Source organism: Camelimonas lactis (assembly GCF_004342915.1).
In the GTDB taxonomy this organism is placed as follows: domain Bacteria; phylum Pseudomonadota; class Alphaproteobacteria; order Rhizobiales; family Beijerinckiaceae; genus Camelimonas; species Camelimonas lactis.
Genome location: NZ_SLWL01000004.1, coordinates 286,038 through 310,131, shown reverse-complemented (window position 1 = coordinate 310,131; position 24,094 = coordinate 286,038). Strand labels below are relative to the sequence as shown.

Below are 24,094 nucleotides of genomic sequence, written 5' to 3'. Positions count from 1 at the left end.
AACTCCCCAGCGCCAATGGTACTGTGTCTCAAGACCCGGGAGAGTAGGTCGTCGCCGGGCCCGCAAATGACAGATAACACTCCTCACGATGAAAACTTCCCGGCCTGCATCCGGGAAATGGCAAATCATTCAAAATCGACCCGGGGTGGAGCAGCCGCCCCGTGAAGCGAAGCGGAAATGGCAACCATAAACCGGGATGCCCCCCAAAGCTTCCAACAATTGCCGCGGGGTGGAGCAGCCCGGTAGCTCGTCAGGCTCATAACCTGAAGGTCGCTGGTTCAAATCCAGCCCCCGCAACCAATACAATTAAAACCCCGTCCGCTCCACGCGGACGGGGGTTTTTGCTTTTTCAAAGCCAATGCGCATGCGTGTGACCAACGGTCAGATTGGACCTCGCGGCTGGGCATGCCGCCACATATACTCCACAGGAATGGCGATCAGTTGGAGACGCGGCGGGCTTTTGCGGGCTGGCCAATCCACGCCAGAGCTTTGGCCGATAGCCACGTGTTGCAGGGGAGGACAGATCATGAAGATCACGCGAGCCGGCGCCAACGCGTCGACCCGGGGACCACGAGAATGGTTTACCGGCGTCGTGCGCGTCGATCCGCTGTTCACGGCGGAGGCCCCCGGGCGTGTCGCTGGCGCCAGCGTTACCTTCGAACCAGGCGCGCGCACCGCATGGCACACGCATCCGGCCGGACAGACGCTGATCGTCACCGCCGGCGTTGGCCGCGCCCAGCGTGAGGGGGGACCGGTGGAGGAGCTTCGCCCCGGTGACGTTGTCTGGTTTCCTGCAGGAGAAAAACATTGGCATGGGGCCGCGCCCCACGTTGCGATGACCCATACCGCCATTCAGGAAGTGGTGGATGGCAGTGCGGTGACCTGGCTGGAACATGTGAGCGACGCCCAGTATGAGGGGTGAAGCGGCGCGCGCCGGCCCGATCTGATATGGCGCTTTCATGAAGACCCAGGCTGGCATGAACGCAGGCAACGCGACGGGAGCGCGAATGGGGGCTGGGGCTGGACGCATCGCAGCCGGCGTTGTGTTGTTTGGCCCGCAGCGAGATCGTTTGCTCCGGCTGATCGATGCCGTCGCGCCGGATGTGGGGCGTATTTTTCTGTTCGTGAACGGTCGGCTGGATGGCGCGTTGCGGGAGGAGCTGCGGACGCTGGCGCCGAGGGTTGAACTGATCGAATCTCCGGTCAATTTTGGCATCGCCACGGCGCTCAACCTGCTTGCGCTCGCCGCCGCGCTGGCTGGCTTCGAGGCGATCTGCCTGTTCGATCAGGATTCACGGCCGGGGCCCGGGATGGTCGCCGCGCTCGCCGCCACGCGGGAGAAGCTGGTGCTCGCGGGCGCGTTCCCCGCCATCGTCGGGCCGCTGATGGTGACGCCCACGGGTGAGAGCTACAAGGCTCCACGGGTGTTCCGGCGCGCCGGGGAGGACGGGACCGCAGGCGCGACGCCAGTGGACTTTCTGGCCACATCCGGCTCGCTTCTCGATATTGCTGTGTTTCGCCAGGTTGGCGGCTTCCGGGACGATTATTTCATAGATGCGGTCGATCTGGAGTGGTGCTTCCGGGCGTGGGCGGCCGGTTTTTCCATCTGGCTTGATCCGCGCCAGACCATGCCGCATACGGTGGGGGAGGGACAAATCCGCGCTGGCGCCGTGCGCATGCCGCGCCAGAAGCTGTTCCGGATGGCCACCTACGTGCGCAACAATGTCTATGGATTGCGCCTTCGGCACCTGCCGCGCGGTTTCCGGGCCCGCCAGGTGATCTACCTGCCCGCCCAGTGCCTGCTGTACTGGCGTGACCAGCGCTATGATCTTGCCGTGGCCCGCCGGCTGTTGAAGGCCGCCGCAGACGGTCTGCGCGGCCATCTCGGCCCGCCCGCTGACGCGCCCGAAAACTGAGCTCAGCGCCGCGCCGCGTCCCTGATTTTCCCGGCAAGCGTTGGCAGGTCGCCCAGCAACATGCCGGCGCCGCGCAGCACCTGGCGCCATTCGCTCCGCCGTCGCTGCGCCAGGGTTTGGGCCACGCGCAGCGGTGTTTGGGCCAGTAATTGCGCCGCCAGCAGGCTCCAGGCCACGGCCCGGCCATAGTGCTTCGCCGCGAACAGGACCTCGCTGCGCCAGATATAGAACAGGCGCCTGTCCTTCACCTGCGCGGTCGTTCCCTGGCCCTGGTGCCACACCTGGGCGCCAGCGTCGTGGGCCACCGTGCGTCCGGCGGTTGCGGCGCGCACGCACAGATCCAGATCCTCGTAATAAACGAAGAACCGCTCGTCGAAGCCGCCGAGCTGCTGGAACAGCGGGCGTTCGACAAGCAGGAAGGCGCCCATCACCTGGGCCACGGGTCGGGTGTCGCGGTGGTCCCATTCCGTCATGAAATGCGGCGTGACCAGTCGGGGCGCGACCTTGTCGAGGGCCAGCGCCCGGCCGAGCAGACGACCGGCCGACGGCGCGTTGGCGCAGGTGCGTTGAACTTCGCCGCTGTCGTCAACAAGTTGCACCCCGGCGATCCCGGGCGGCGGTCCGCCCTGGAACGGGCTGGTGATAAACGCCAGCGCTTTCTCCAGCGTTTCGGGAAAGACGCGGGTGTCCGGGTTGAGAAACAGGACGTAGGGAGCGTTTCCCGCGAACGCCGCCTGGTTGCAGGCCGCGCCAAACCCGCGATTGTCCGCATTGCGGATCAGTGTAACGCGCAGCGGACGCACGCCCTCCGCCGCGCGCCAGGAACTGTCGTGCGAGGCGTTGTCGACGACGAACACATGCAGGGCGCTGGCGATCGTGCTGCGGCCCAGCGCATCCAGGCAGTCAGCCAGCAGCGCGCCGGAGTTCCAGTTGACGATGACGACATCGAGCCGGGCTGGAGCCTGGCGGCTGGCGGCGGAGGCAGGGGAAACCTGGGAGGCCGCGGAGTCTTGGGAGGCTTCTGTCATGGGCGCCTTGCCGCGTTCCGGGCCTGGAAGCCTGCCACAGGGCGGACGTCACGGCCCGGAGATTTCCGGGAATGCTTCAATAGCGTTCCCGGACCATACCTGCAAAGCGCGGCTCAAAGCCGGATACGGCGGCAGTCTTGCCGGCGCGCGTCCTGCTGGTGTCGGTCTTGCCAGCGCCAGCTCTTGCCGGCGTCAGGCGTCAGGGCCGAAACCCCGCCAGGGCATGGCCTGACCAGCGCAGCCCCTGCGATAACGCCGTTGCAATCATCTGCAATCTGGCAGACGTGCGCCGCGTGGATGCCCGCGACAGGCGCGGGCATGACGTGGCGCAGTTTTGTCCGGCAGGGCGCCGTGGCGCGTGGGGAAGGGCGGCGTCGCTGCGCGTCAGCGATTGCCGACGACGCCGCGCGCTTTCATGTCGGCGATGCGCTCCGCCGAAAAACCCCATTCGGCCAACGCCGCTTCGGTGCCGGCGCCAGGCAGTTCGGGGCCGGTCGGCTTTGCGGGAACCGTCCGGCTGAAGCGCGGCGCCGGGCCGGGCTGGCTGACGCCGTCGATCTCGATAAAGGTGCCGCGCGCCGCGATGTGCGGATGCGTGGGCGCTTCGGCCATGTCCAGCACCGGCGAGACGCAGGCGTCCGAGCCTTCGAAAGCCTTCTCCCATTCGGCGCGGGTCTTTTCCCGTATCTTCGCCGTCAACACCTCGCGCACGGCTGGCCAGTTGGCCTTGTCGTCGTCGTCGCCGAGGCTGGCGCGGTTGATGCCGAGGATCTGGTAGAATTCGTCGCGGAACTTCTGCTCGATGGGCGCGACGGCCAGCAGCCCGCCATCGGCGCATTCATAGACGTCGTACCAGGGGGCGCCGGAGTCGAGGATATTGTCGCCGCGCTTGTCGCTGTACAGGCCGGCGGCGTGCAGGCCATAGGCTGACAGCATCAGCGAGGCGGCGCCGTCGACCATGGCGGTGTCCACCACCTGGCCCTCGCCGGTCTGGCGGGCCGAGAGGATGGCCGACACCACGCCGAACGCCAGGTACAGCGCGCCGCCGCCATAGTCCGCGACCAGGTTCAGCGGCGGCGAGGGGAGTTGATCCTTGCGGCCGATGGCGGCCAAGGCTCCGGTAAGGCCGAGATAGTTCATGTCATGGCCGGCGATTTTGGCCAGCGGACCTTCCTGGCCCCAGCCGGTCATGCGGCCATAGACGAGTTTGGGATTGCGGGCGAGGCAGACATCCGGGCCAAGGCCGAGACGCTCCATCGTGCCGGGGCGAAAGCCTTCGATCAGCGCGTCCGCCTGTTCGATCAGCTCCAGCGTCGCGTCGATGCCTTCCTTGCTCTTCAGGTCGAAGGAGGCCGAGTGGCGGTTGCGGTTCAGCAGGTTGAATTTCGGCGGGCGCGGCACGCCAAGACCGGTCGGCGCCTGGCGTTCAATGCGAATGACGGTGGCGCCGAGGTCGGCCAGCAGCATGGCCGCCATGGGGGCCGGGCCAATGCCGGCCATTTCTACGACGCGCAGGCCGGCGAGGGGTCCGCTCATGATGTCTTGTCCTGTTGGTTCGATACGAAAACAAAATGGGGCCAGCGCCAGGCGTAAACCGGGCGGCGGGCGCCGTGGCGCGCCGTCAGCCCTGGAACAGCGGCTGCGCGGCGCGCGTCAGGCCGTCGCGCAAATCCGGGTGGGCGATGGCGATCATCCGCCGGGCCCGCTCCGCCAGCGACTGGCCGCGCAACTCGGCCACGCCGAACTCGGTGACGAAGGTGTCGGCGTCGCCGCGCGCCGTCGTCACCGGACCGGAGAGGGCGGGCACGATGCGGCTCACCGCGCCGCCCTTCGCCGTCGCCGGAAGGGCGATGATCGAACGGCCGCCCGGCGCGGCCATGGCGCCGCGCACGAAATCCACCTGGCCGCCGATGGCGCCCACATAGGCGCCCCCGACAACCTCGGCGTTGACCTGGCCGGTGAGATCGACCTCCACCGCCGAGTTGAGGGCGGTGAACTTCGGCAGCCGCGCCAGCGCCGCGAAGCCATGGGTATAGTCCGGCGTCCGCATCTGCAACGCCGGATTGTCGTGGGCGAAATCGAACAGCCGCCGCCCGCCGAACAGGCAGCCGGCGATCGAGGCTCCCGTATCATAGGGCTTCAGCGCATTGGTAATGACGCCGGCTTCGATCAGATCCACCGTACGGTCGCTGATCATGCCGGAATGGAAGCCCAGGTCGCGGTGGCCCTTCAACGCCGACAGGATGGCGTCCGGCATGGCGCCGATGCCGATTTCGATCACCGCGCCGTCCGGCACAAGCCCGGCGACATGGGCGGCGATGGCTTCTTCGGTCGGGCCCACCTTCGCCGGCGCCAGGATTACCGGCTCGCGGTCATCGCCCACGCAGACGTCGATGCGCACGTCGTTGGGCAGTTCCGCGCCGAACGTCCAGGGCGCAAGGCCGTTAAGCTGGGCGATCACCACCCGCGCCTTGCGGGCGGCGGCGGCCAGATAGTCGGAAATCATCCCCAGCGACGGCGCCCGGCCGTCCGGGCCGGGGCTGAGCTGCATCATCACCACGTCGGCGCGCTGGAAGTCGTTGTCGAACAGGCCAGGCAGCTGGCTGTAATGGGTGGTCACCGGATCGAGCCGGCGGGCGCGGGCCAGCGCGCCGGCCTGCTGGATGCCGCCATAGCCGGTGAACGACAGGTTGGGCGCGGCGTCCGGCGCGAAAGTGCGTGAGAACAGGGCGCCAAGAAACACCCGCACCGGCCCGATGTCGCCCGCCTGCGCCGCCAGCGCTTCCGTCAGCGCCGTGGGTTCTCCGGTGCCCTGGCCGATGACGACCGTATCGCCAGGGCGGATCAGCCCCTTCAGGTCAAGGGCGCTGGCGGAGATCGGGGCGGGCATGGGCATGATGGTTCCGTGAGACAGGTTGCGGTCTGGTGTGGCGCAGGGGTCAGGAGGCGTGCGCGGCGAGAATCTTTTCGTTGATCGCGGCGGCGCGTCTGGCGCCGGGGCGATCGCCAACGCGCTCCAGGTAGCCGGCGATAGCGGGGGTCTTCTCGACCACGCCGAAGGAGGTCATCCAGCCCAGGGCCGAGGCCCACAGCACGTCGGCGGTGGTCATGCGCTCGCCAAGGAAATAACGGCCCTTGCCGATCTGCCCGCGCACCGTCTCCATCACCAGGTCGAAACTGCCGTAGGGCGAGGACATCTTCTGCGGCGCTTCGCGCTTCAGCGCCTTGTCCATCATCGCCGGCTCAAAGCAGGCGGCGTAATACACCAGCCAGCGCAGCCACGGGCCGCGCAGGGGATCGTCGATGGCCGGCGTCAGTCCCGCTTCGGGGAACAGGTCGGACAGGTAGATGAAGATCGCCACCTGTTCAGTGATGACCGCATCGCCCACCTTCACCGTCGGCAGCTTGCCCATGGGGTTGATGGCCAGGAACGCCGGCTCGTTCTGCACGCCTTTGGTGATGTCGATCACTTCGAGAAGGTAGGGCGCGCCCAACTCCTCGATCAGCTCCAGTGTGGTGGCCGAACGCGAGTGGGGCCAGTGATAGAGGGTGACTTCAGGTTTCTGGCTCACGCTGTTCTCCTGTTCTTCATCTCCCGGGAGCATGCCCGCTGTTCACAGGAGATGCCCCCGCCCTTTGTCCGGCGCATGACCTTCACGAAAAGCAGGCCGCTGCCGCCCGGTCAGTAGGATTTCGGCAGCCCCAGCACCTTTTCGGCGATGAAGCACAGGATCAGTTGCGGGCTGATCGGCGCGATGCGCGGGATCATCACCTCACGCAGATAGCGCTCCACATGGAAATCGCGGGCATAGCCGAAGCCGCCATGGGTCATCACCGCCGTCTGGCAGGCCTTGAAGCCGGCCTCGGCGCCCAGATATTTGGCGCTGTTGGCCTCCGCCCCGCAGGAGAGGCCGCTGTCATAGCGCCAGGCGGCGTTCATGGTCATCAGCCGCGCCGCCTCAAGCTGCATCCAGCTTTCCGCCAGCGGATGCTGGATGGCCTGGTTCTGGCCGATGGGCCGGTCGAACACCACCCGCTCCTTCGCATAGCCCGTGGCCCGCTCCAGGGCGACGAAGCCAAGGCCGATCGCCTCCGAGGCGATCAGGATGCGCTCGGGGTTGAGGCCGTGCAGGATGTAGTCGAACCCCTTGCCCTCCTCGCCGATCAGATCGGCGGCCGGCACGGGCAGGCCGTCGAGGAACACCTGGTTGGAGTCGATGGCCTTGCGGCCCATCTTGTCGATCTCGCGGATCTCGACGTAATCGCGGTTGACGTCGGTATAGAACAGGCTGAGCCCGTCGGTGGGCCGGCGAACCTCCTCGATCGGCGTGGTGCGGGCGAGGATCAGCGCCTTTTCGGCCACCTGGGCGGTCGAGATCCAGATTTTCTTGCCGCTGAGAATGTAGTGGTCGCCGCGCCGTTCGGCCCGGGTTTTCAGCCGCGTGGTGTTCAGGCCGGCGTCCGGCTCGGTCACCATGAAGCAGGCCTTTTCCTCACCGCGCACCAGCGGCGGCAACATGCGGCGTTTCTGTTCGTCCGTGCCGAACACCACCACCGGGTTGAGGCCGAAGATGTTCATGTGCACCGCCGAGGCGCCGGACATGCCGGCGCCCGACTGGCTGATGGCCTGCATCATGATCGCCGCCTCGGTGATGCCGAGGCCGGAGCCGCCGTATTCTTCGGGAATGCAGATCCCCAGGAAGCCTTCGTCGGCGAACGCCTTGTGCAGCTCGAACGGGAATCCGCCGGCCTTGTCTTTCTCCAGCCAGTAGGCGTCGTCAAACCGGCTGGCGATGTCCGTGACCGCGTCGCGGATAGCTTCCTGTTCTGGCGTCAGCGCAAAATCCATGCCGTCCTCCCCGATCCCGCCGCGTGCTTCTGGGGCGCCGGCGCGGCCGGCGCCCGTGTTGGTCAGACTTCGGAGAACCGCGCCTTGCGCTTCTCCAGGAAGGCGCTGACGCCCTCGGCGAATTCCTTGCTGTCGAAGGCGATCGCCTGGGCCATGGCCTCAAAGGCCAGGAAGTCGTCGATGTGGCTGTAGGCGTTGTTGAGCATGGTCTTGGTCAGGCCCAGCGACACGGCGGGCCCCTCCGCCAGCTCTTCCGCCAGGCTGATGGCCTCTTCCAGCACCTTGCCATCGGGAATGACGCGCGAAACGATGCCCATCGCCATCGCTTCGTCGGGCTCGACCCGGCGGTTGGTCAGCAGCAGGTCGCGCGCCCGGGCCTGGCCGACAGCGCGCGGCAGGGTCAGGGCCAGCCCCAGATCAGGCACGGCGCCGAGGCCGGGGAAACCCGCCTTGAAGAAGGCCGTGTCCGACGACAGCACAATATCGCACAGCAGCGCCAGCGACAGGCCGGCGCCCGCCGCCGCGCCGTTGACGGCGGCGATCACCGGCTTCTCGCCGGCCAGCAGGCGTTCGGCCCAGGAATGGGAGCGCTGCAGACGGGCGCGGATCGCCGGGCCGCCGCGCTCCTGCATGTCGCGGATGTCGCCGCCGGCGCAGAACGCCTTGCCCGTGCCGGTCAGCACCAGCGCGCGCACGGTGGGGTCAGCCATCAGGGCGGGGATGTGGGTTTGCAGGCCAGCCTTGATCGCTGGCTGCAGGGCGTTGCGGCTTTCCTCGCGATTGAGTCGCACGATGGCGATATGCCCCCGGCGTTCCACGAGCACCGCATCCTGCTGAACCGCATCTCCCATGACGTCCTCCGTTGGGGCCGCGTCGGCCCATGTCTCGCCTTGTCTGCGTCGTTGCGCGCCGCATCAGGTTCCGTCATGTCCTGACGGAATGGCAGGGCCAGAAAACCCCTCTCCACATTCAGGCTGGTTTGGCTAAAGTGCGCCACCGACTTTGCGAAACTTTATTTCGCATTGCGAATGAAAGCGCAAGCGACCGCCCCTGGGGCGTTTTCTGGCGGGCGAATTGTCCGCGCGGACAACGGGCCAGGTCGCAGGAGAGGCGCCGCCCTGGGGCTTCGGGCGCGCGCTGTACGATGGGATGGGACAGGAAACACATGACCGGCCTGACGAACGGCATTGTAAGCGGCGGCGTCATCCATGACGCGGCGACCTTTGATGAGCGCCTGCGGCGCGCCGCCAGCGCATTCGCGACGCTCGGCGTCGGCAACGGCGATTGCGTCGCGGTGCTGATGCGCAATGACGCGCCCTTCCTTGAAGCCAGCCTTGGCGCCCAGCGTCTTGGCGCCTACGCCGTGCCGGTGAACTGGCACTTCAAGTCCGAGGAGGTGCGCTACATCCTCGAGGATTGCGGCGCCCGCGTGCTGGTCGCCCACGCCGATCTGTTGCGCGGCCTCGACGACGCCGTGCCGGATGGCGTCACGGTGATCCAGGTTCCGACCACGCCGGAGATCGCCGCCGCCTGCCGCGTGCCGGCGGAGCTGCTGGCCCCGACGCCCGGCGCCCTGGTGTGGGACGAACTGCTGGCGCGGCACGCGCCGCAGGAAGGCCCGCCCGCCCCGGCCGCCGACAGCATGATTTATACCTCCGGCACCACCGGCCACCCCAAGGGCGTGCGCCGCCGTCCGGCCAGCGCGGAAGACCGCCTCAGGGTCGAGCAGATGCGCGATCTGGTCTATGGCCTGCAGCAGGGCATGCGCACCGCCGTCGCCGCGCCGATGTATCACAGCGCGCCGAACGCCTTCTCGCTGCGCGCCGTGCGCCTTGCCGAGCTGTTTGTCTGCCTGCCGAAGTTCGATCCCGAGCAGTTGCTGGCGCTGATTGACCGCGAAAAGCTCACGCACCTGTGGCTGGTGCCCACCATGTTCGTGCGCATGCTCAAGCTGCCGGCGGAGGTGCGGGCGAAGTACGACGTCTCGTCGCTGAAATTCGTCATTCACGCCGGCGCCCCGTGCCCGCCGGACGTGAAGGAGGCGGTGATCGGCTGGTTTGGCCCCATCGTCCACGAATACTACGGCGGCACGGAATCAGGGCCGGTGGTGTTCTGTGACAGCAAGGAATGGCTGGCCCACAAGGGCACGGTCGGCAAGCCGATTCCGGGCTCCATCGTCGAGGTGCAGGATGAGAACGGCAATGCGCTGCCCGCCGGCGAGCGCGGCGAGATCTTCATGCGCATCGGCTTCTACCCGGATTTCACCTACCACAACCTGCCGGAGAAGCGGGCCGAGATCGACCGCAAAGGGCTGATCACCTGCGGCGACGTCGGCTATTTCGACAACGACGGCTATCTCTATATCTGCGACCGCATCCGCGACATGGTGATCTCCGGCGGCGTCAATATCTATCCGGCGGAGATCGAATCCGTGCTGGCGTCGCTCGACGGCGTGCGCGACTGCGCCGTCTTCGGCGTGCCGGATGCGGAAATGGGCGAGGCGCTGCTGGCGCTGGTGCAGCCGCTGGAAGGGCGCACGCTCGACCCGGAGGCGTTGCGGGCCGAGTTGCGCAAGCATATCGCCGACTACAAGGCGCCGAAGCGCATCGAGATTCGCGAGGACCTGCCGCGTGAAGACAGCGGCAAGATCTTCAAGCGCAAGCTGCGCGAGCCCTACTGGCAGAACGCCGGCCGCGCGGTCTGAGCGCATTGCCGCCGGTTCTGCTGTCAGGCTTCTGCAGCATTGTGGGGCGCTGGCGGCGGAACAAGGCGGGAAACGATCTTGTGGCGGCGCGCCGGGCGCGCGCTGCCGTTCGCCCGCGCCGGCTTCGACCGCATGCCGGGACGGGCTGAAGACCAGCGCGGGCTTCAAACTCATCCATCTGAAGACGTGGCTGGACATGGAGCATCCAGGGCATCCCTGGAGGGGCGCCCTGTAGGGTGGTTCCAGCGAAGCCGCCGCGGCTTTGCCGGCAGGGAGGCGCGAAAGGCGTGTTAGCGGCCGCCGAGCGCCCGGTAGACCTTCATGCCGGCGCGGCCGGTTTCCGGCATGCCGAGCTGACGCTCCACCTGGGCGATGGCGGAGCGGGAGGCAGGGCCGATCTTGCCGTCAGCCGGGCCGCCGATGTCAAACCCCTTCGCCACCAGCAACTGCTGCAGGTGCAGGCGCTGTGCCCGCGACAGGCCCGGATCGTCCGTCGGCCACTGGCCGGCGAGGCGCTGCCCGCCGGCCATGCGCTGGGCCAGATAAGAGATGGCCAGCGCGTAGGACTCGGCGCGGTTATAGGCGTAGATGGCGTCAAAGTTCTTGTAGACGAGGAAGGCGGGGCCGTTGCGGCCGGCCGGCAGCAGCAGGCCGGCAGGCAGGTCGCCGGAGATTGCCCGGCCGTCGACGCGCTTCACCCCAAGGGCGGCGTAGCGGGAAACCGGCACGCGATTGGTGCGGCCGGTCGGGCCGCTGTAACCCGCTGGCAGGATGACTTCGGCCATCACCGGCTGGCCGGTGCGCCAGCCGGAGGCGCGCAGATAATTGGCGGTGGAGCCGAGCGCGTCAGCGGCGGACTTCACCAGGTCGCGCCGTCCGTCGCCGTCCATGTCCACGGCGAGGCGCTGGTAGGTGGTGGGAATGAACTGGGTCTGGCCAAACGCGCCGGCCCATGAGCCATACAGTTCGTCCAGCTTCAGATCGCCGCGCTGCACCAGCTTGAGGGCGGCGGTGAGTTCCGTGCGCCAGAAGTTGGTGCGCTTGCCGCCCTCGCACACCAGGGTGGCCAGGGCGTGCGGCAGATAGCTGGAGCCGGTTTCGCGGCCGAAATCGGTTTCGACGCCCCAGACGCCGGCGATGTAATAACGGTCGACGCCGAAGCGCTTTTCAGCCGCGGCGAGGGCGTTGGCGTATTTGCGCATCATCGCCCGGCCTTCCTCGACGCGCTGCTCGTCAACGAGAAAGCCCAGATAATCCCAGATCGGCGTCTTGAACTCGGGCTGCACCTTGGAGAGCCGCAGCACCTTCTCGTCAGGCGTGGACTGGTTGAGGGCGGCGTTGACGAGGCTGGAGTCGATGCCTGCTGAAACCAGCTGGCTTTTGAGGCCCGCCACGCACGACTGGTAGCTGGCCGAGGCGGCGCCAACGCCAGCGAGGGTGGAGGCGGCGAGGGTCGTGGCCAGCAGGGCGGCGGCGCGCTTCATAAAGGTCTCCCGTCGTCGGTGTGCGAATCACTTTCGCAGGCGATTTTGACTCAGGTGTGGTTTCCGGAGTGTTGATGCAGATTCTGGATGTCTGGGATTTCGGTGTTGATTGTTGTAATATTTAATTTGTTTATGTAAAACTCTCACATGCGCATGATTTATGCTTCGATATTTGTTGAAAATAAGGAAAACAGGAAGCGCCGGGTGAGCGGTTTTTCGTTGTCGGAAATTTAACAGGCGCCTGCGGGATGTCGCGCCCGGGCTGCCGTAACCTGTGATCGATGCAGGTATTTCTGTCGATCAGGTCAGGGTTGATCTCGTCACATCCCAGGCGCTTGTCACGCCGCTTGTCACGCCGCCTGGCCGGCGCACCAGCCCGAGGCCCAGGCCCACTGGAAATTGTAACCGCCGAGCCAGCCGGTGACGTCCACCGCCTCGCCGATGAAATACAGGCCGGGAACGGCTTTCACCGCCATGGTCTTCTGGTCCAGTTCGCTGGTGTCGACGCCGCCGAGCATCACTTCCGCCGTGCGGTAGCCTTCCGTGCCATTGGGCCGGATGCTCCAGGCGTTCACCGCCGCGTCGAGCGCCCGCAGGTGTTTGTCGCTGCAATCAGCCAGCCGCTCCGGGCCCGGTTGCATCTCGACGATCGCCTGGGCGAGCCGTCGGGGGAGGAATTCGGCCAGGGCGGTTTGCGGGGCCTGACGACCGTTGGCGGCGCGCGCCGCTTTCAGCGCGGCGAACACATCGACGCCTGGCGCCAGCGACAGCGTGATGGCGTCGCCCTCACGCCAGTACGACGAGATTTGCAGGATGGCTGGCCCGCTCAGGCCCCGGTGCGTGAACAGCAGCGCCTCGGCGAAGCTGGTCTTGCGCCCCGCTGGCGACGTGTGGCTCACCACCGCGTCCACCGCCACGCCGGCCAGAGGCGCCAGCATCGCCAGCTGCTCCGGCGCCAGGGTGAAGGGCACGAGGCCAGGGCGTGGCGCGATCACATTCAGCCCAAACTGCGCCGCCACCTCGAAGGCGAAGCCGGTCGCGCCCATCTTCGGAATCGATTTGCCGCCGCTGGCGATCACCAGCGACGCGCAACTGAACTGAACCGGGGCGGCCGACCCGGACGCCGCGCCGCCGCCCTGGGCGGCCTTGCCGGCGACTTTCGCGGCCGGCGACAGCCGCACGGTGAAGCCGTCCGCGGTGTGGCGGATGTCGCTGGCGGCGGTGGCCAGCATCAGGCGGGCGCCGTGCTGGCGCAGGCGGCCGGTCAGCAGATCAACGATCTGCGTGGCGGAGCCGTCACAAAACAGTTGCCCCAGGGTCTTTTCATGCCAGGCGACGCCGGCCTCGTCGACCAGCCGCACGAAGTTCCGCCAGCCGTAGCGGCGCAGGGCGGAAATGCAGAAGGAGGGATTCTGCGACAGATAATTCTTCGGCGCCGCGTTGACGTTGGTGAAATTGCAGCGCCCGCCGCCGGAGATGCGGATTTTCTCGCCAGGCCGCGCCGCGTGGTCGATGACCAGCACGCGCCGGCCGCGTTTAGCCGCCTCGATGGCGCACATCATGCCGGCGGCGCCGGCGCCAATCACCAGAACGTCTGCCTGCACGGCGTCCATGGTCAGAGGGGTTTCCGGGGGGCGGGCGTGCGGGGGCGGGGCGGAAGCGGTCAAGGCGGGGTCCTTCGCGCCGGCGGGGGGGCGGCGTTGCTCCGTATAGGGTATGATCAGCCCGAACTGAACCGTCAGGGCGACGCCCGCTGGCTGATGAAAGGCGCATCCGGATTGTCATCAGCCGCGACGGTGGCCAGCGCCACCGTGGTTCTTCACGGCCGGTGGGGCTGGATCGGGCAACCCGTCAAGCCGCTGTAAAAACCGCGTTTTCCGGTCTGGGGACGCGCGGCGGCGGGCGCCGGAGGCGTGGGCGCATGGCGCCTGCCGCCCCTGCGGGGCGGAGCCATGCGTCATACAATTGCGAAACTCGATTTCGCATGCGTTGACTTGCTTCTTTCTCCCATGCCAATGAATGTCCAGCGTGGCGCACAAGCGCCCCTGTTCGCGCCTGCATGCGTTTTGGGTTCCGGGTGTTTGGGATATCGGCGTTTTGGGACACATGCCTGGCGAAAGTCATCAGCATTCACGAGGAGAAGCGCTCATGGGTTGTCTTGACGGTAAGGTCGTCCTGGTTACCGGCGCCGGCCGCGGCATTGGTCGTGAGATCGCCATTCTGGCGGCGAAAGAAGGCGCGAAGGTCGTGGTGAATGACCTCGGCGCCGATCCGGAAGGCGAGGGCGCCGATGCGGGCCCGGCCGCGGAAGTCGTTGACATCATCCGCTCCGCTGGTGGCGAGGCCATCGTCAACGGCGGCTCGGTCGCCGAGCCTGGCGAGGCCGAGAAGATGGTGCAGGACGCCGTCGACAAGTGGGGCCGCATCGACTCGGTCATCAACAACGCCGGCATCCTGCGTGATCGCATCTTCCACAAGATGAGCGTCCACGACTTTGAGTCGGTCGTTAAGGTGCACCTGCTCGGCTCGTTCTACACCTCGCGCGCCGCCGCCCAGTACTTCCGCCAGCAGAACAGCGGCAATTTCGTTCACTTCACCTCGACCTCGGGCCTGATCGGCAACTTCGGCCAGTCCAACTACGCCGCCGCCAAGCTCGGCATCGTTGGCCTCTCCAAGTCCATCGCCCTCGACATGGCGCGCTACAACGTGCGCTCCAACTGCGTGTCGCCGTTCGCCTGGAGCCGTCTGATCGGCACCATTCCGGCGGAGACCGAGGCCGAGCGCCAGCGCGTCGAGCGCATGAAGCAGATGGGCCCGGAGAAGATCGCCCCGCTCGCCGTCTTCCTCGCCAGCGACCAGCTCGCGAAGGACGTCACCGGCCAGATCTTCGCCGTGCGCATGAACGAAATCTTCCTGATGGGCCAGTCGCGCCCGCTGCGCGGCATGCAGCGCTCGGAGGGCTGGACGGCCCACTCCATCGCCGAGCACGCCCTGCCGGCGCTGAAGTCGTCGTTCTACCCGCTCGACCGCTCCGCCGACATCTTCGGCTGGGATCCGGTCTGACCGTTGCTTCTGGCGCCAACGCCGCGCCAGAGGGAATATGGCGCGCCGGGATGATTTCCGGCGCGCCGGCAAATAACGCGGGCCATGCTCATCCATGAGCCGGCCGACGCCGTTTTCCATCAGGGAAAACGCCGAAGATCAAAAAGACAGGGCGCGTTTGCGATACGCCTGGAACGAACGCGCTCCATGACCCTGGCGAGAACGCCAGGCCCGGCAGGAGACGTCATGACATTCGGAATTCTGTCTTACGGAGCGTACGTTCCGCGCCTTCGCCTGCAGCGCAAGGTCATCGCGGACGCCAACTCCTGGTTCAACGCCGCCCTGAAGGGGCTCGGCAAGGGCGAACGCGCCATGGCCAACTGGGACGAGGACCCGGTGACCATGGCTGTCGAGGCCGCCCGCGACGCGCTGGTTGGCCATGACCGCGACGGCGTCACCGCCGTGACGCTGGCCTCCACGACCTTTCCCTTCCTCGACCGCCTCAACGCCGGCGTGGTGACGGGCGCCCTCAATCTCGACGAGAGCACCGCCTCCAACGACATCTCGGGCACCCAGCGCGCCGGCACGACGGCGCTGTTGCAGGCCCTGAACAGCCGTGGCCAGACCCTGGTCGCCGCCGCCGAGAAGCGCGATTCCAACGCCGCCAGCCCGCTGGAGATGCAGACCGGCGACGGCGCCGCCGCGCTGTTGATTGGCGAAGGCGAGCCCGTGGCGAAGCTGCTGGCCTCCGCCACCCGCTCCGCCGATTTCGTCGACCACTTCCGCACCATCGATTCCGGCACGGACTATGGTTGGGAAGAGCGCTGGATCCGCGACGCCGGCTACATGACCATCGTGCCGCCGGCCATCAAGGCGGCGCTCGACAAGGCTGGCCTGACGCCCGCCGACATCAACCATTTCGTCATGCCGGCCGTGCTGCCCAAGCTGGCCAACGCCATGGCGAAGAAGGCCGGAATCCCGGAAGCCGCCGTGCGCGACAATCTCTCGGCCGTGTGCGGCGACACTGGCGCTGCCCACGCGCTGGTGATGCTGGTGCACGCCCTGGAGCAGGCGAAGGCCGGCGAGCGCATCCTGGTCGTCGGTTTCGGCCAGGGCGTCGACGTCATGCTGTTCGAGGTGACGCCGGCCAATGAAAAGAAGACCGGCCGCCTTGGCGTCTCCGGCCATCTGGCCCGCCGCCGCGAGGAAACCAATTACAACAAGTTCCTCGCTTTTAACGATGTGGTCGAGATCGAGCGCGGCATGCGCTCCGAGGCGGACAAGCTGACGGCCCTTTCGGCCATGTGGCGCAACCGCGGCGCCGTCACCAGCTTCACCGGCGGCAAATGCGAGAAGTGCGGCACGCTGCAATATCCGATCAGCCGCATCTGCGTGAACCCCAACTGCGGCGCTGTCGACACCCAGAAGCCGGAGCCCTTCGCCGACAAGACCGGCCGGATCAACTCCTACACCGCCGACCGCCTGACCTATTCGCCTGATCCGCCGGCCTGCTACGGTATGATCCAGTTCGAAGAAGGCGGCCGCTGGATGATGGACTTCACCGACGTCGACGAGAAGGATCTCGAGGTCGGGCGCAACATGCGCATGATGTTCCGTGTGAAAGACATTGATAACCAGCGCGGCTTCCGCCGATACTTCTGGAAAGCGGCGCCTGTCGCCGCGGGAGGAAACTGATCATGGCCAAGGGCATTCGCGACAAGGTCGCCATTCTGGGCATGGGTTGCTCGAAGTTCGGCGAGCGCTGGGACATGAACGCCGAGGACCTGATGGTCGAGGCTTATGTCGAGGCGCTGTCTGACGCGGGCATCGAAACGAAGCAGATCGACGCCGCCTGGCTCGGCACCGGCATCGAGGAGCAGCATGTCGGCAAGTCGGCGGTGCCGCTCGCCGTCGCCCTGCGCCTGCCGTTCATTCCCGTGACGCGCGTCGAGAACTTCTGCGCCTCGGGCACCGAGGCGTTCCGCGGCGCGGTCTACGCCGTGGCCTCCGGCGCGGCGGACATCGCCCTGGCCCTCGGCGTCGAGAAGCTGAAGGACACCGGCTACGGCGGCCTGCCGCAGCGCGGTCGCGGCACGGTCAACAACATGACCTGGCCGAACCTCTCGGCTCCCGGCTCCTTCGCCCAGCTCGCCGCCGCCTACCGGGCCAAGCACGGCGCCTCGCCGGAAGACCTGAAGCGCGCCATGGCGCACGTTTCGGTCAAGAGCCACGACAATGGCTCCAGGAACCCGAAGGCGCACCTGCGCAACAGGATCGACATCGACACCGTGCTCAAGGCGCCGATGATCGCCGAGCCGCTGGGTCTGTATGACTGCTGCGGCGTGTCCGACGGTTCGGCCTGCGCCATCGTCACCACGCCGGAGATCGCCCGCAGCCTCGGCAAGACCGACCTGATTACCGTCAAGGCGTTGCAGCTGGCCGTGTCCAACGGCTCGGAAGCCCAGCACAACTCGTGGGACGGCAGCCACTTCGCCACCACCCGCATCGCCGCCAAGCGCGCCTATGCGGAGGCCGGCATCGAGAAGCCGCGCGACGAGGTCAGCCTGGTCGAGGTGCACGACTGCTTCTCGATCACCGAACTGGTGACCATGGAAGACCTGTATCTGTCGCCGGAAGGGGGAGCCATCCGCGACATTCTCGACGGCTTCTATGACGCCGACGGCCAGCTGCCATGCCAGATCGACGGCGGACTGAAGTGCTTCGGTCATCCCATCGGCGCCTCGGGCCTCAGGATGATCTATGAGATGTATCTGCAGATGCTCGGCCGCGCCGGCGAACGCCAGCGCCAGGAAACCCCGCGCATCGGTATGACCCACAACCTCGGCGGCTTCCCGCACCAGAACGTCTGCTCGATCTCCATCGTCGGTCGTTACGAGGGCTGAGGCTTTCGTCAGCTCCGGATAACGCGAAAGGCGGCCCCCTCGGGGGCCGCCTTTTCTTTTGCAAAATCAGGAGCCGGATTTCTGCATTTATGGACGGCTTGCCAGTGAAACAGTGCGGTGAGATCGTCCAGCGTTCTGGTTTGCCGGGGGGCATGAATGGGCAGATTTACATCGTGTCTGGTGGGCGCCGCGACGGCCTGCCTGCTGGCGTCGTCCACCGCTGGCGCGCTGGAGGCCGTCACCATCAGACCGCTGGCGGAGAAGACCGAAACCGCCTCCGGCCAGCCGATTACCCTGCCGCAGAAAGACGTGCGCGTCGTCGTCTCCACCTACGACATCGCGCCGGGCGCCAGGCTGCCGGTCCACAAGCACCCGTTCGCGCGCTACGCGGTGGTGCAGGGTGGAACGCTGGAGGTGACCAACGCCGCGACCGGCGCCAGCGCGACTTACCGAACGGGCGATGTCGTCATCGAAATGATCGACCAGTGGCATCACGCCCGCAATGTGGGCGCTGACGCGGTCAAACTGCTGGTGATTGACCAGATCGAAGGCCCCGGCGGCAACACCGTGCTGCATCCAGGGCATTGATGCGCGGGTGATGTTATGACTTGCTGAAGTAGTCCGGCAGGCGGAAGCCGTCGTAAAAACGGTCATTGCGGATAGTCTGCTGGAACTCCGGTGATTTGTAAGCGGATGTGATATCCCTTGCCCATTGAACGTCGACGTTTTGCTTCCTTACGGCGACGACATTGACATACGGAAGGGTCATCTTCTCCAGCGCCAGGGCGTCCGTCAGCTTCAGGCCGCTGTAAATGGCGAAGTTGCCCTGAACGGCCGCCAGCTCCACGTCTTCAAGCGCGCGCGGAGCCTGGGCGGATTCCAGCGGCGTGATCTTCACGCCCTTGCTGTTGCTGGCGACATCCAGCTCCGTAACGTCAATCGGGTTGGCGGCCGGCTTCAACCCGATCCAGCCAAGACCGGCCAGAATCTTGAGCGCCCGCTCCAGGTTCACCGGATCGTTGGGAACGACGACCCGAGAGCCAGCCTGAACGTCGGCGGTGGTCCTGTATTTGCGCGAATACAGGCCCATGGGCGGTGTCGGCACATGCACGATGCCAACAAGGTCGGTCCTGTTGCGCTGGTTGTAAGCCTCCAGAAACACCGAGTGCTGCATAATGTTGGCGTCGATGTCACCCGTGAAGACGGCGTTATTGGCCTCCAGTCCTGAACTGAAGCTGTAGTATCTGATGCGGTAGCCCTGTTTTGCCAGTATGGGCTCGATGCCTTTGCGGAAGGTGTCCTCGTAGGGGCCGGGCACGAAGCCGAACTTCAGTTCTTTTTTCGTCTGGTCCGCGACTGGCCCCGCGGACGCCAGTGCAGAGAAAAATATTACCGGTGCGGACAGCAGTAAACTCAGAACAAACGTCCGTCTTTTTTGGTTGATCCGCATGAATGATATCCGTTGCCGACATGGAGACGTGAGGATTATGTCAGTATTGCTATGGATATTTTTTCAAATTATCTGTCAGCGCCCGCACATTGTTTCAAAATTTCCCGATGATGTAGAACAATTTCAGGCGAACGGGCGCCGCCTGCGCTGCGGCGTGCAATGCTCCGCGTCTGGCGCGCAGCAATCCAGGGTGCTGAAACAACGCATGACGTTGGAGGGGCGCAATCCCTTCATTGACAGGTTTCATGGCAAAACTTACCGTTTGGTCATAAGAGAACTAAACGGTCAATAACAGGGAGGGAGACATGGCAAGGTGGAGGAGAAGGCTGCTCGCGGCGAGCTGCCTCGCGGTTATGGGAATGGTGGGCGCAAGCGTCGGGAATGCAGCGTCCATATCCGGCGATGTCGTCAGGATTGGCGTTCTTAACGACCAGGTCGGTCCTGCGTCCGATGTCACCGGACCTGGTTCTGTGTACGCAGCCCGCCTGGCCCTCGAGGATTTTGGCCCAACTGTCCATGGCGCAAAGATCGAACTCGTGGTCGGCGATCATCAGAACAAGGCGGATGTGGGTTCCGGCGTCGCGCGTCAATGGTATGAAACCGGGCAGGTCGATATGATCGCCGATATCGGCAACTCCGCCGTGTCGCTCGCGGTGCAGGCCCTGGCGCGCGACCGGGGCAAGGTCGTCATGCACGTGGGATCGGCGACAGACCGGATTTTCGGCGCGGACTGCTCGCCGACTGGTTTCATGTGGCTGTATGACACCTATGCCATTGCCCGCGCCCTGGCCAAAGGCAATGTGGCGGTGGGCGCCAAAACCTGGTTCGTCCTTGCGGCCGATTACGCCTTCGGTCATTCCATGGAAGGGCAGATGAAGAAACTTGTCGCCGATATGGGCGGCCAGGTCGTCGGTTCTGTGCGTCATCCGCTCTATGGAACGGACTTTTCATCCTTCGTGCTTCAGGCGCAGGCGTCGAAGGCGGATGTGGTGGCCCTGGCCAACGCCGGGCCGGACACCATCAACGCCATCAAGCAGGCGGCGGAGTTCGGTCTGACCCAACAGGGACAAAACCTGGCGGCGACGACCTTCTATCTGCCCAACGTTCACAGCCTTGGCCTTCAGACGGCGCAGGGCCTGCGCGTGGTCACAGGCTTCTACTGGGACCGCAATGACGATACCCGGGCGTTCGACAAACGGTTCCGGAAACTTTCCGGCGGCACGCCGCCGGACCATGTTCACGCCGGCGTTTACAGCGCGGTCCTCGCCTATTTGCGGGCTGTCCAGGCGGCCGGAACCGATGACGGCGTCAAGGTTGCGGAAACCATCAAGTCCCTGCCGGTCAATGACATGTTCGCGGAAGGGGCCAGTGTCCGCAAGGATGGCCGCCTGATGAATGACCTGTTCCTGGCCGAGGTCAAGAAACCAGCGGACAGCAAGGCGCCGTGGGACTACTACGCCATCAGGACCCGCCTCAAGGCCGCCGATATTATCCGGCCGCTGGACCAGGGTGGTTGCAAGATTTGATCCGCTGATTTCCTGATCGGGGCCGGCCCCCATGCTGTCCGGGGGGCTCCCCGGTCGCGCGCGCCCTCAACCCGCGTGCAGGCCCGGCGCTTCCTGGCCGGTGGCGGCGACATATTCGGTGTAGCCGCCGCCGTACTGATGCACGCCGCCGTCCGGCGTCAGCTCCAGCACCCGGTTGGAGAGGGCGGCGAGGAAGCGGCGATCGTGCGAGACGATCAGCATGGCGCCTTCATAATCGGCCAGCGCCTCGATCAGCATTTCCTTGGTGGCGAGGTCGAGGTGGTTGGTCGGCTCGTCGAGCACCAGGAAATTCGGCGGATCATACAGCATCCGCGCCATGGCCAGCCGCGCCTTCTCGCCGCCGGAGAGCACGCGGCATTTCTTCTCCACGTCGCCGCCGGAAAAGCCGAAACAGCCGGCCAGCGTGCGCAGCGAGCCCTGGCCCGCATGGGGGAAGGCGTCCTCCAGCGTCTCGAACACGGTGCGCTCGCCATCCAGCACATCCATGGCGTGCTGGGCGAAATAACCCATCTTCACGGCGCTGCCGATCGCGGCCTGGCCGGCGTCCGGCTCCGAGGCGCCGGCGACAAGCTTCAGCAGGGTGGACTTTCCGGCGCCGTTGACGCCGAGCACGCACCAGCGCTCCTTGCGGCGCACAACGAAGTCGAGCCCGTCGTAGATGCGGCGCGCCCCGTATGCCTTGTCAACGCCCCTCAGCGACGCCACTTCCTCGCCCGAGCGCGGCGCCGGCGGGAATTCGAAACGCACGGTCTGGCGGCGCAGCGGCGGCTCGACGCGCTCGATCTTGTCGAGCTTCTTCACCCGGCTCTGCACCTGGGCGGCGTGCGAGGCGCGCGCCTTGAAGCGCTCGATGAACTTGATCTCCTTGGCCAGCATGGCCTGCTGGCGCTCAAACTGCGCCTGTTGCTGCTTTTCCTTCAGCGCCCGCTGCTGCTCATAGAATTCATAGTCGCCGGAATAGGAGGTGAGGGCGCCGCCATCGATCTCGACGATCTTGTTGACGACGCGGTTCATGAACTCGCGGTCATGCGAGGTCATCAGCAGGGCGCCCTCGAAATTCCGCAGGAAGCCTTCCAGCCAGATCAGGCTCTCGAGGTCCAGATGGTTGCTCGGCTCGTCGAGCAGCATGACGTCCGGGTTCATCAGCAGGATGCGGGCGAGGGCGACGCGCATCTTCCAGCCGCCGGAGAGATTGCCGACGTCGCCGTCCATCATCTCCTGGGTGAAGCTGAGGCCAGCCAGCACCTCGCGGGCGCGGGCGTCGAGGGCGTAACCGTCCAGCTCCTCGAAGCGTCCCTGGACCTCCCCGTAACGTTCGATGATGGCGTCCATCTCGTCGGCCCGGTCCGGGTCGGCCATGGCGGCTTCCAGTTCGCGCATTTCGGCGGCGACCTCGCTCACCGGCCCGGCGCCGTCCATCACCTCGGCCACGGCGCTGCGGCCGGCCATCTCGCCCACGTCCTGGTTGAAATAGCCAATGGAGACGCCGCGATCGACCGCCACCGCGCCCTCATCCGGCGGCTCCTCGCCGGTGATCATGCGGAACAGCGTGGTTTTCCCGGCCCCGTTAGGCCCCACCAACCCGATGCGCTCGCCCCGGTTCAGCGCGGCGGACGCCTCCACATAGAGCAACCGCTCGCCGTTCTGCTTGCTGATATTGTCGAGACGAATCATGGGGACCCTGCGCGCGCAAAAAAAAAAGCATGTACGGTCGAAGCGGAGGGCCGCGTCGCCTGCCATGCGTCAAATCAGGGAGACTGACATGGTTCCGGTCCTGGTTTGACTGGATCGCGTTCAGCTCTTCGCGCGGGTGTTAGAACATGTTGCGCCTGTACGGAACCACCATTGCGCCGGCGGGACGAGGAAACGCAGCGCGAGGGCAGGACGCTTTCGATAAAACCGGACCCCATGCTTCATGAAGGCATGCGCCACCTTGAAATATGGCGCATGTCCTGTGATCCGGTTCTGGCGGGCGTGCTCTAGCGGGAGATCGGCCGGCTGGGCGTGGTGCGCGGATAGCCAACCTTGTCGGCGGGGGGCGTCAGGCCCTGCATGTAATAGAGCACGTCGTTGGCGATGGCGGCGCAGATTTCGGTGTTGTTGTCCGCTCCGCCATAAAGGCCATCGGAGTTGGTCAGCACGAAGCAGCCGGCGACGGACGCCTGCTTCCCCGGCGCGTCGCTTGGCAGGAAGGCGATGTAGCTATTGAAACCCTGCAATCCGCCGTCTTTCCAGACCGTTGGGAAGTCGGCGTTGTCGGCCGGAGTGAGAAACCAGCCAAGGCCGAGGTTGTCGCCCCAGGGCGTGGTTACCTGGGTGGCGGGGCTTTGCAGGCTGGGCAGCAGCGGCGTCAGCGTATCGTGGACAATCAGGCCCATGTTGAATTTCAGCCATTGCATCATGTCATTGGGCGTCGCCACGATGCCGCCGGCGCCGTTGTAAGCCGGGAACAGCTCCCAGCCTGGCTGGGCGGGGCTGGGGCTGGAGCCCGAATAGGCATAACCAAGCGGCAGCCTGTTCAGCCGGATGTTGTCGAAGAAGATGGCGTAGATATCGAGCGGACTGAAAACGTTTTCGGTCATCAGTTGCTGGAAGTTCTGGCCATTGCCGGCCAGCAGCGGAGCCAGCGCGCCGCCCATGAGGCCAAAGGCGAGATTGGAATAGGTGTAGCGCTCATTCGGCGGCTTCGGCGTCATGGACGTGGAGACCAGATAGCCAAGCATGCCGGGAACGCCGTAAGGCATGGGCAGGTAAGGCGGGCTGTCGTAAGCGTCCGTCTCGTTGTCCTGCGGCAGGCCCGAGCTGTAGGTGACCAGGCTGGTGATCGGAATATCGGCGAACTGTCCGCCGATGCCGAGCGGGAACTGGCCGAGCGTCAGATCCGGGTTCGACTGCGCCTGCATTTGCAGGGCGTAGAGCGTGGCGGTGAAGGTCTTGCTGACCGAGGCCAGCTCAAACGGCGCGCCGCCGTTCAGCGGCAGCGACTGTCCAGCCTGGTTAGCGAGGTTTCCGGCGTAGAAGATGTCGCTGAAGTTCTCTCCCGCGTAGCCGATCACGAAGCCGAGGCCATTTGGCTGGTTATCCAGAAAGGTCTGGACCAGGCCCTGTAACTGCGCCTGCGTTGGCGCGACGATGTCCGCTCCCATGCCGCTCTCCCATTTGCCGTAATAT

At 65.8% G+C, this 24,094-nt stretch carries 20 protein-coding genes and 1 tRNA gene; 10 read left to right on the top strand and 11 right to left on the bottom strand.

The annotated features are described in order from the left end of the window. Positions 1 to 223 precede the first annotated feature (223 nt). From EV666_RS07350 to EV666_RS07340, 3 genes are all read left to right on the top strand, one after another. A tRNA-Met gene (locus EV666_RS07350) sits at positions 224 to 300 on the top strand. 226 nt (positions 301 to 526) lie between these two features. Then, entirely contained in the window at positions 527 to 922 is a 396-nt protein-coding gene (locus EV666_RS07345; RefSeq protein ID WP_132005336.1) for a (R)-mandelonitrile lyase, read from the top strand. An 85-nt stretch (positions 923 to 1,007) separates the two neighbouring features. Further along, a complete protein-coding gene (locus tag EV666_RS07340) occupies positions 1,008 to 1,916 on the top strand; it encodes a glycosyltransferase family protein (RefSeq protein ID WP_132005333.1) in 909 nt (302 codons plus the stop codon). 2 nt (positions 1,917 to 1,918) lie between these two features. Here the strand turns inward: EV666_RS07340 and EV666_RS07335 are convergent, their stop codons facing one another. The 6 genes from EV666_RS07335 to EV666_RS07310 form a co-directional block, all read right to left on the bottom strand. Further along, positions 1,919 to 2,944, bottom strand: coding sequence for a glycosyltransferase family 2 protein (locus EV666_RS07335; RefSeq protein WP_132005330.1), 1,026 nt, complete (start codon positions 2,942 to 2,944; stop codon positions 1,919 to 1,921). 384 nt (positions 2,945 to 3,328) lie between these two features. Further along, complete coding sequence (locus tag EV666_RS07330) at positions 3,329 to 4,480, bottom strand: CaiB/BaiF CoA transferase family protein (protein ID WP_132005327.1); 1,152 nt, start codon at positions 4,478 to 4,480, stop codon at positions 3,329 to 3,331. A gap of 85 nt (positions 4,481 to 4,565) precedes the next feature. Beyond that, positions 4,566 to 5,840, bottom strand: coding sequence for an acetyl-CoA hydrolase/transferase family protein (locus EV666_RS07325; protein WP_207906351.1), 1,275 nt, complete (start codon positions 5,838 to 5,840; stop codon positions 4,566 to 4,568). Positions 5,841 to 5,883: 43 nt separating this feature from the next. Continuing rightward, positions 5,884 to 6,516, bottom strand: a complete 633-nt coding sequence (locus EV666_RS07320) for a glutathione S-transferase family protein (protein WP_245514274.1) — start codon at positions 6,514 to 6,516, stop codon at positions 5,884 to 5,886. Between the two features lie 110 nt (positions 6,517 to 6,626). After that, positions 6,627 to 7,793 carry an acyl-CoA dehydrogenase family protein gene (locus EV666_RS07315; protein WP_132005321.1) on the bottom strand — a complete coding sequence of 389 codons (1,167 nt, stop codon included), beginning with the start codon at positions 7,791 to 7,793 and terminating at the stop codon, positions 6,627 to 6,629. A gap of 62 nt (positions 7,794 to 7,855) precedes the next feature. Continuing rightward, the gene (locus EV666_RS07310; protein WP_132005318.1) at positions 7,856 to 8,644 is read right to left on the bottom strand and encodes an enoyl-CoA hydratase/isomerase family protein; all 789 of its coding nucleotides are present in this window, start codon (positions 8,642 to 8,644) and stop codon (positions 7,856 to 7,858) included. A 314-nt stretch (positions 8,645 to 8,958) separates the two neighbouring features. On the opposite strand from EV666_RS07310, the gene EV666_RS07305 reads away from it, so the two are divergent. Further along, entirely contained in the window at positions 8,959 to 10,497 is a 1,539-nt protein-coding gene (locus EV666_RS07305) for an acyl-CoA synthetase (RefSeq protein ID WP_132005315.1), read from the top strand. A 290-nt stretch (positions 10,498 to 10,787) separates the two neighbouring features. Here EV666_RS07305 and EV666_RS07300 read toward each other — a convergent pair whose 3' ends face one another. Together EV666_RS07300 and EV666_RS07295 are read right to left on the bottom strand one after the other, a co-directional pair. Further along, positions 10,788 to 11,981 (bottom strand): lytic murein transglycosylase, encoded by a 1,194-nt coding sequence (locus EV666_RS07300; RefSeq protein ID WP_132005312.1) that lies wholly within the window; start codon positions 11,979 to 11,981, stop codon positions 10,788 to 10,790. A gap of 350 nt (positions 11,982 to 12,331) precedes the next feature. After that, positions 12,332 to 13,594: a BaiN/RdsA family NAD(P)/FAD-dependent oxidoreductase gene (locus EV666_RS07295; protein ID WP_132005419.1), complete on the bottom strand. Its 1,263-nt coding sequence runs from the start codon at positions 13,592 to 13,594 to the stop codon at positions 12,332 to 12,334. Between the two features lie 535 nt (positions 13,595 to 14,129). Here EV666_RS07295 and EV666_RS07290 point away from each other — a divergent pair. The 4 genes from EV666_RS07290 (at position 14,130) to EV666_RS07275 (ending at position 18,514) form a co-directional block, all read left to right on the top strand. Beyond that, positions 14,130 to 15,044 (top strand): SDR family NAD(P)-dependent oxidoreductase, encoded by a 915-nt coding sequence (locus tag EV666_RS07290; RefSeq protein WP_132005309.1) that lies wholly within the window; start codon positions 14,130 to 14,132, stop codon positions 15,042 to 15,044. A gap of 225 nt (positions 15,045 to 15,269) precedes the next feature. Then, positions 15,270 to 16,718: a hydroxymethylglutaryl-CoA synthase family protein gene (locus EV666_RS07285; protein ID WP_132005306.1), complete on the top strand. Its 1,449-nt coding sequence runs from the start codon at positions 15,270 to 15,272 to the stop codon at positions 16,716 to 16,718. 2 nt (positions 16,719 to 16,720) lie between these two features. Further along, the gene (locus tag EV666_RS07280) at positions 16,721 to 17,926 is read left to right on the top strand and encodes an acetyl-CoA acetyltransferase (protein WP_132005303.1); all 1,206 of its coding nucleotides are present in this window, start codon (positions 16,721 to 16,723) and stop codon (positions 17,924 to 17,926) included. 156 nt (positions 17,927 to 18,082) lie between these two features. Then, positions 18,083 to 18,514: a cupin domain-containing protein gene (locus EV666_RS07275; RefSeq protein ID WP_132005300.1), complete on the top strand. Its 432-nt coding sequence runs from the start codon at positions 18,083 to 18,085 to the stop codon at positions 18,512 to 18,514. Between the two features lie 13 nt (positions 18,515 to 18,527). On the opposite strand, the gene EV666_RS07270 is transcribed toward EV666_RS07275, so the two are convergent. Continuing rightward, entirely contained in the window at positions 18,528 to 19,376 is an 849-nt protein-coding gene (locus tag EV666_RS07270) for a MetQ/NlpA family ABC transporter substrate-binding protein (RefSeq protein WP_132005297.1), read from the bottom strand. A 37-nt stretch (positions 19,377 to 19,413) separates the two neighbouring features. On the opposite strand from EV666_RS07270, the gene EV666_RS07265 reads away from it, so the two are divergent. Together EV666_RS07265 and EV666_RS07260 are read left to right on the top strand one after the other, a co-directional pair. Then, entirely contained in the window at positions 19,414 to 19,668 is a 255-nt protein-coding gene (locus EV666_RS07265; protein ID WP_132005294.1) for a hypothetical protein, read from the top strand. A 13-nt stretch (positions 19,669 to 19,681) separates the two neighbouring features. Then, positions 19,682 to 20,902, top strand: coding sequence for an ABC transporter substrate-binding protein (locus EV666_RS07260; protein WP_132005291.1), 1,221 nt, complete (start codon positions 19,682 to 19,684; stop codon positions 20,900 to 20,902). Positions 20,903 to 20,968: 66 nt separating this feature from the next. On the opposite strand, the gene EV666_RS07255 is transcribed toward EV666_RS07260, so the two are convergent. Together EV666_RS07255 and EV666_RS07250 are read right to left on the bottom strand one after the other, a co-directional pair. Then, entirely contained in the window at positions 20,969 to 22,597 is a 1,629-nt protein-coding gene (locus EV666_RS07255; protein ID WP_132005288.1) for an ABC-F family ATP-binding cassette domain-containing protein, read from the bottom strand. A 305-nt stretch (positions 22,598 to 22,902) separates the two neighbouring features. Beyond that, positions 22,903 to 24,069: a serine hydrolase domain-containing protein gene (locus EV666_RS07250; RefSeq protein ID WP_132005285.1), complete on the bottom strand. Its 1,167-nt coding sequence runs from the start codon at positions 24,067 to 24,069 to the stop codon at positions 22,903 to 22,905. Between the last annotated feature and the right edge of the window lie 25 nt (positions 24,070 to 24,094).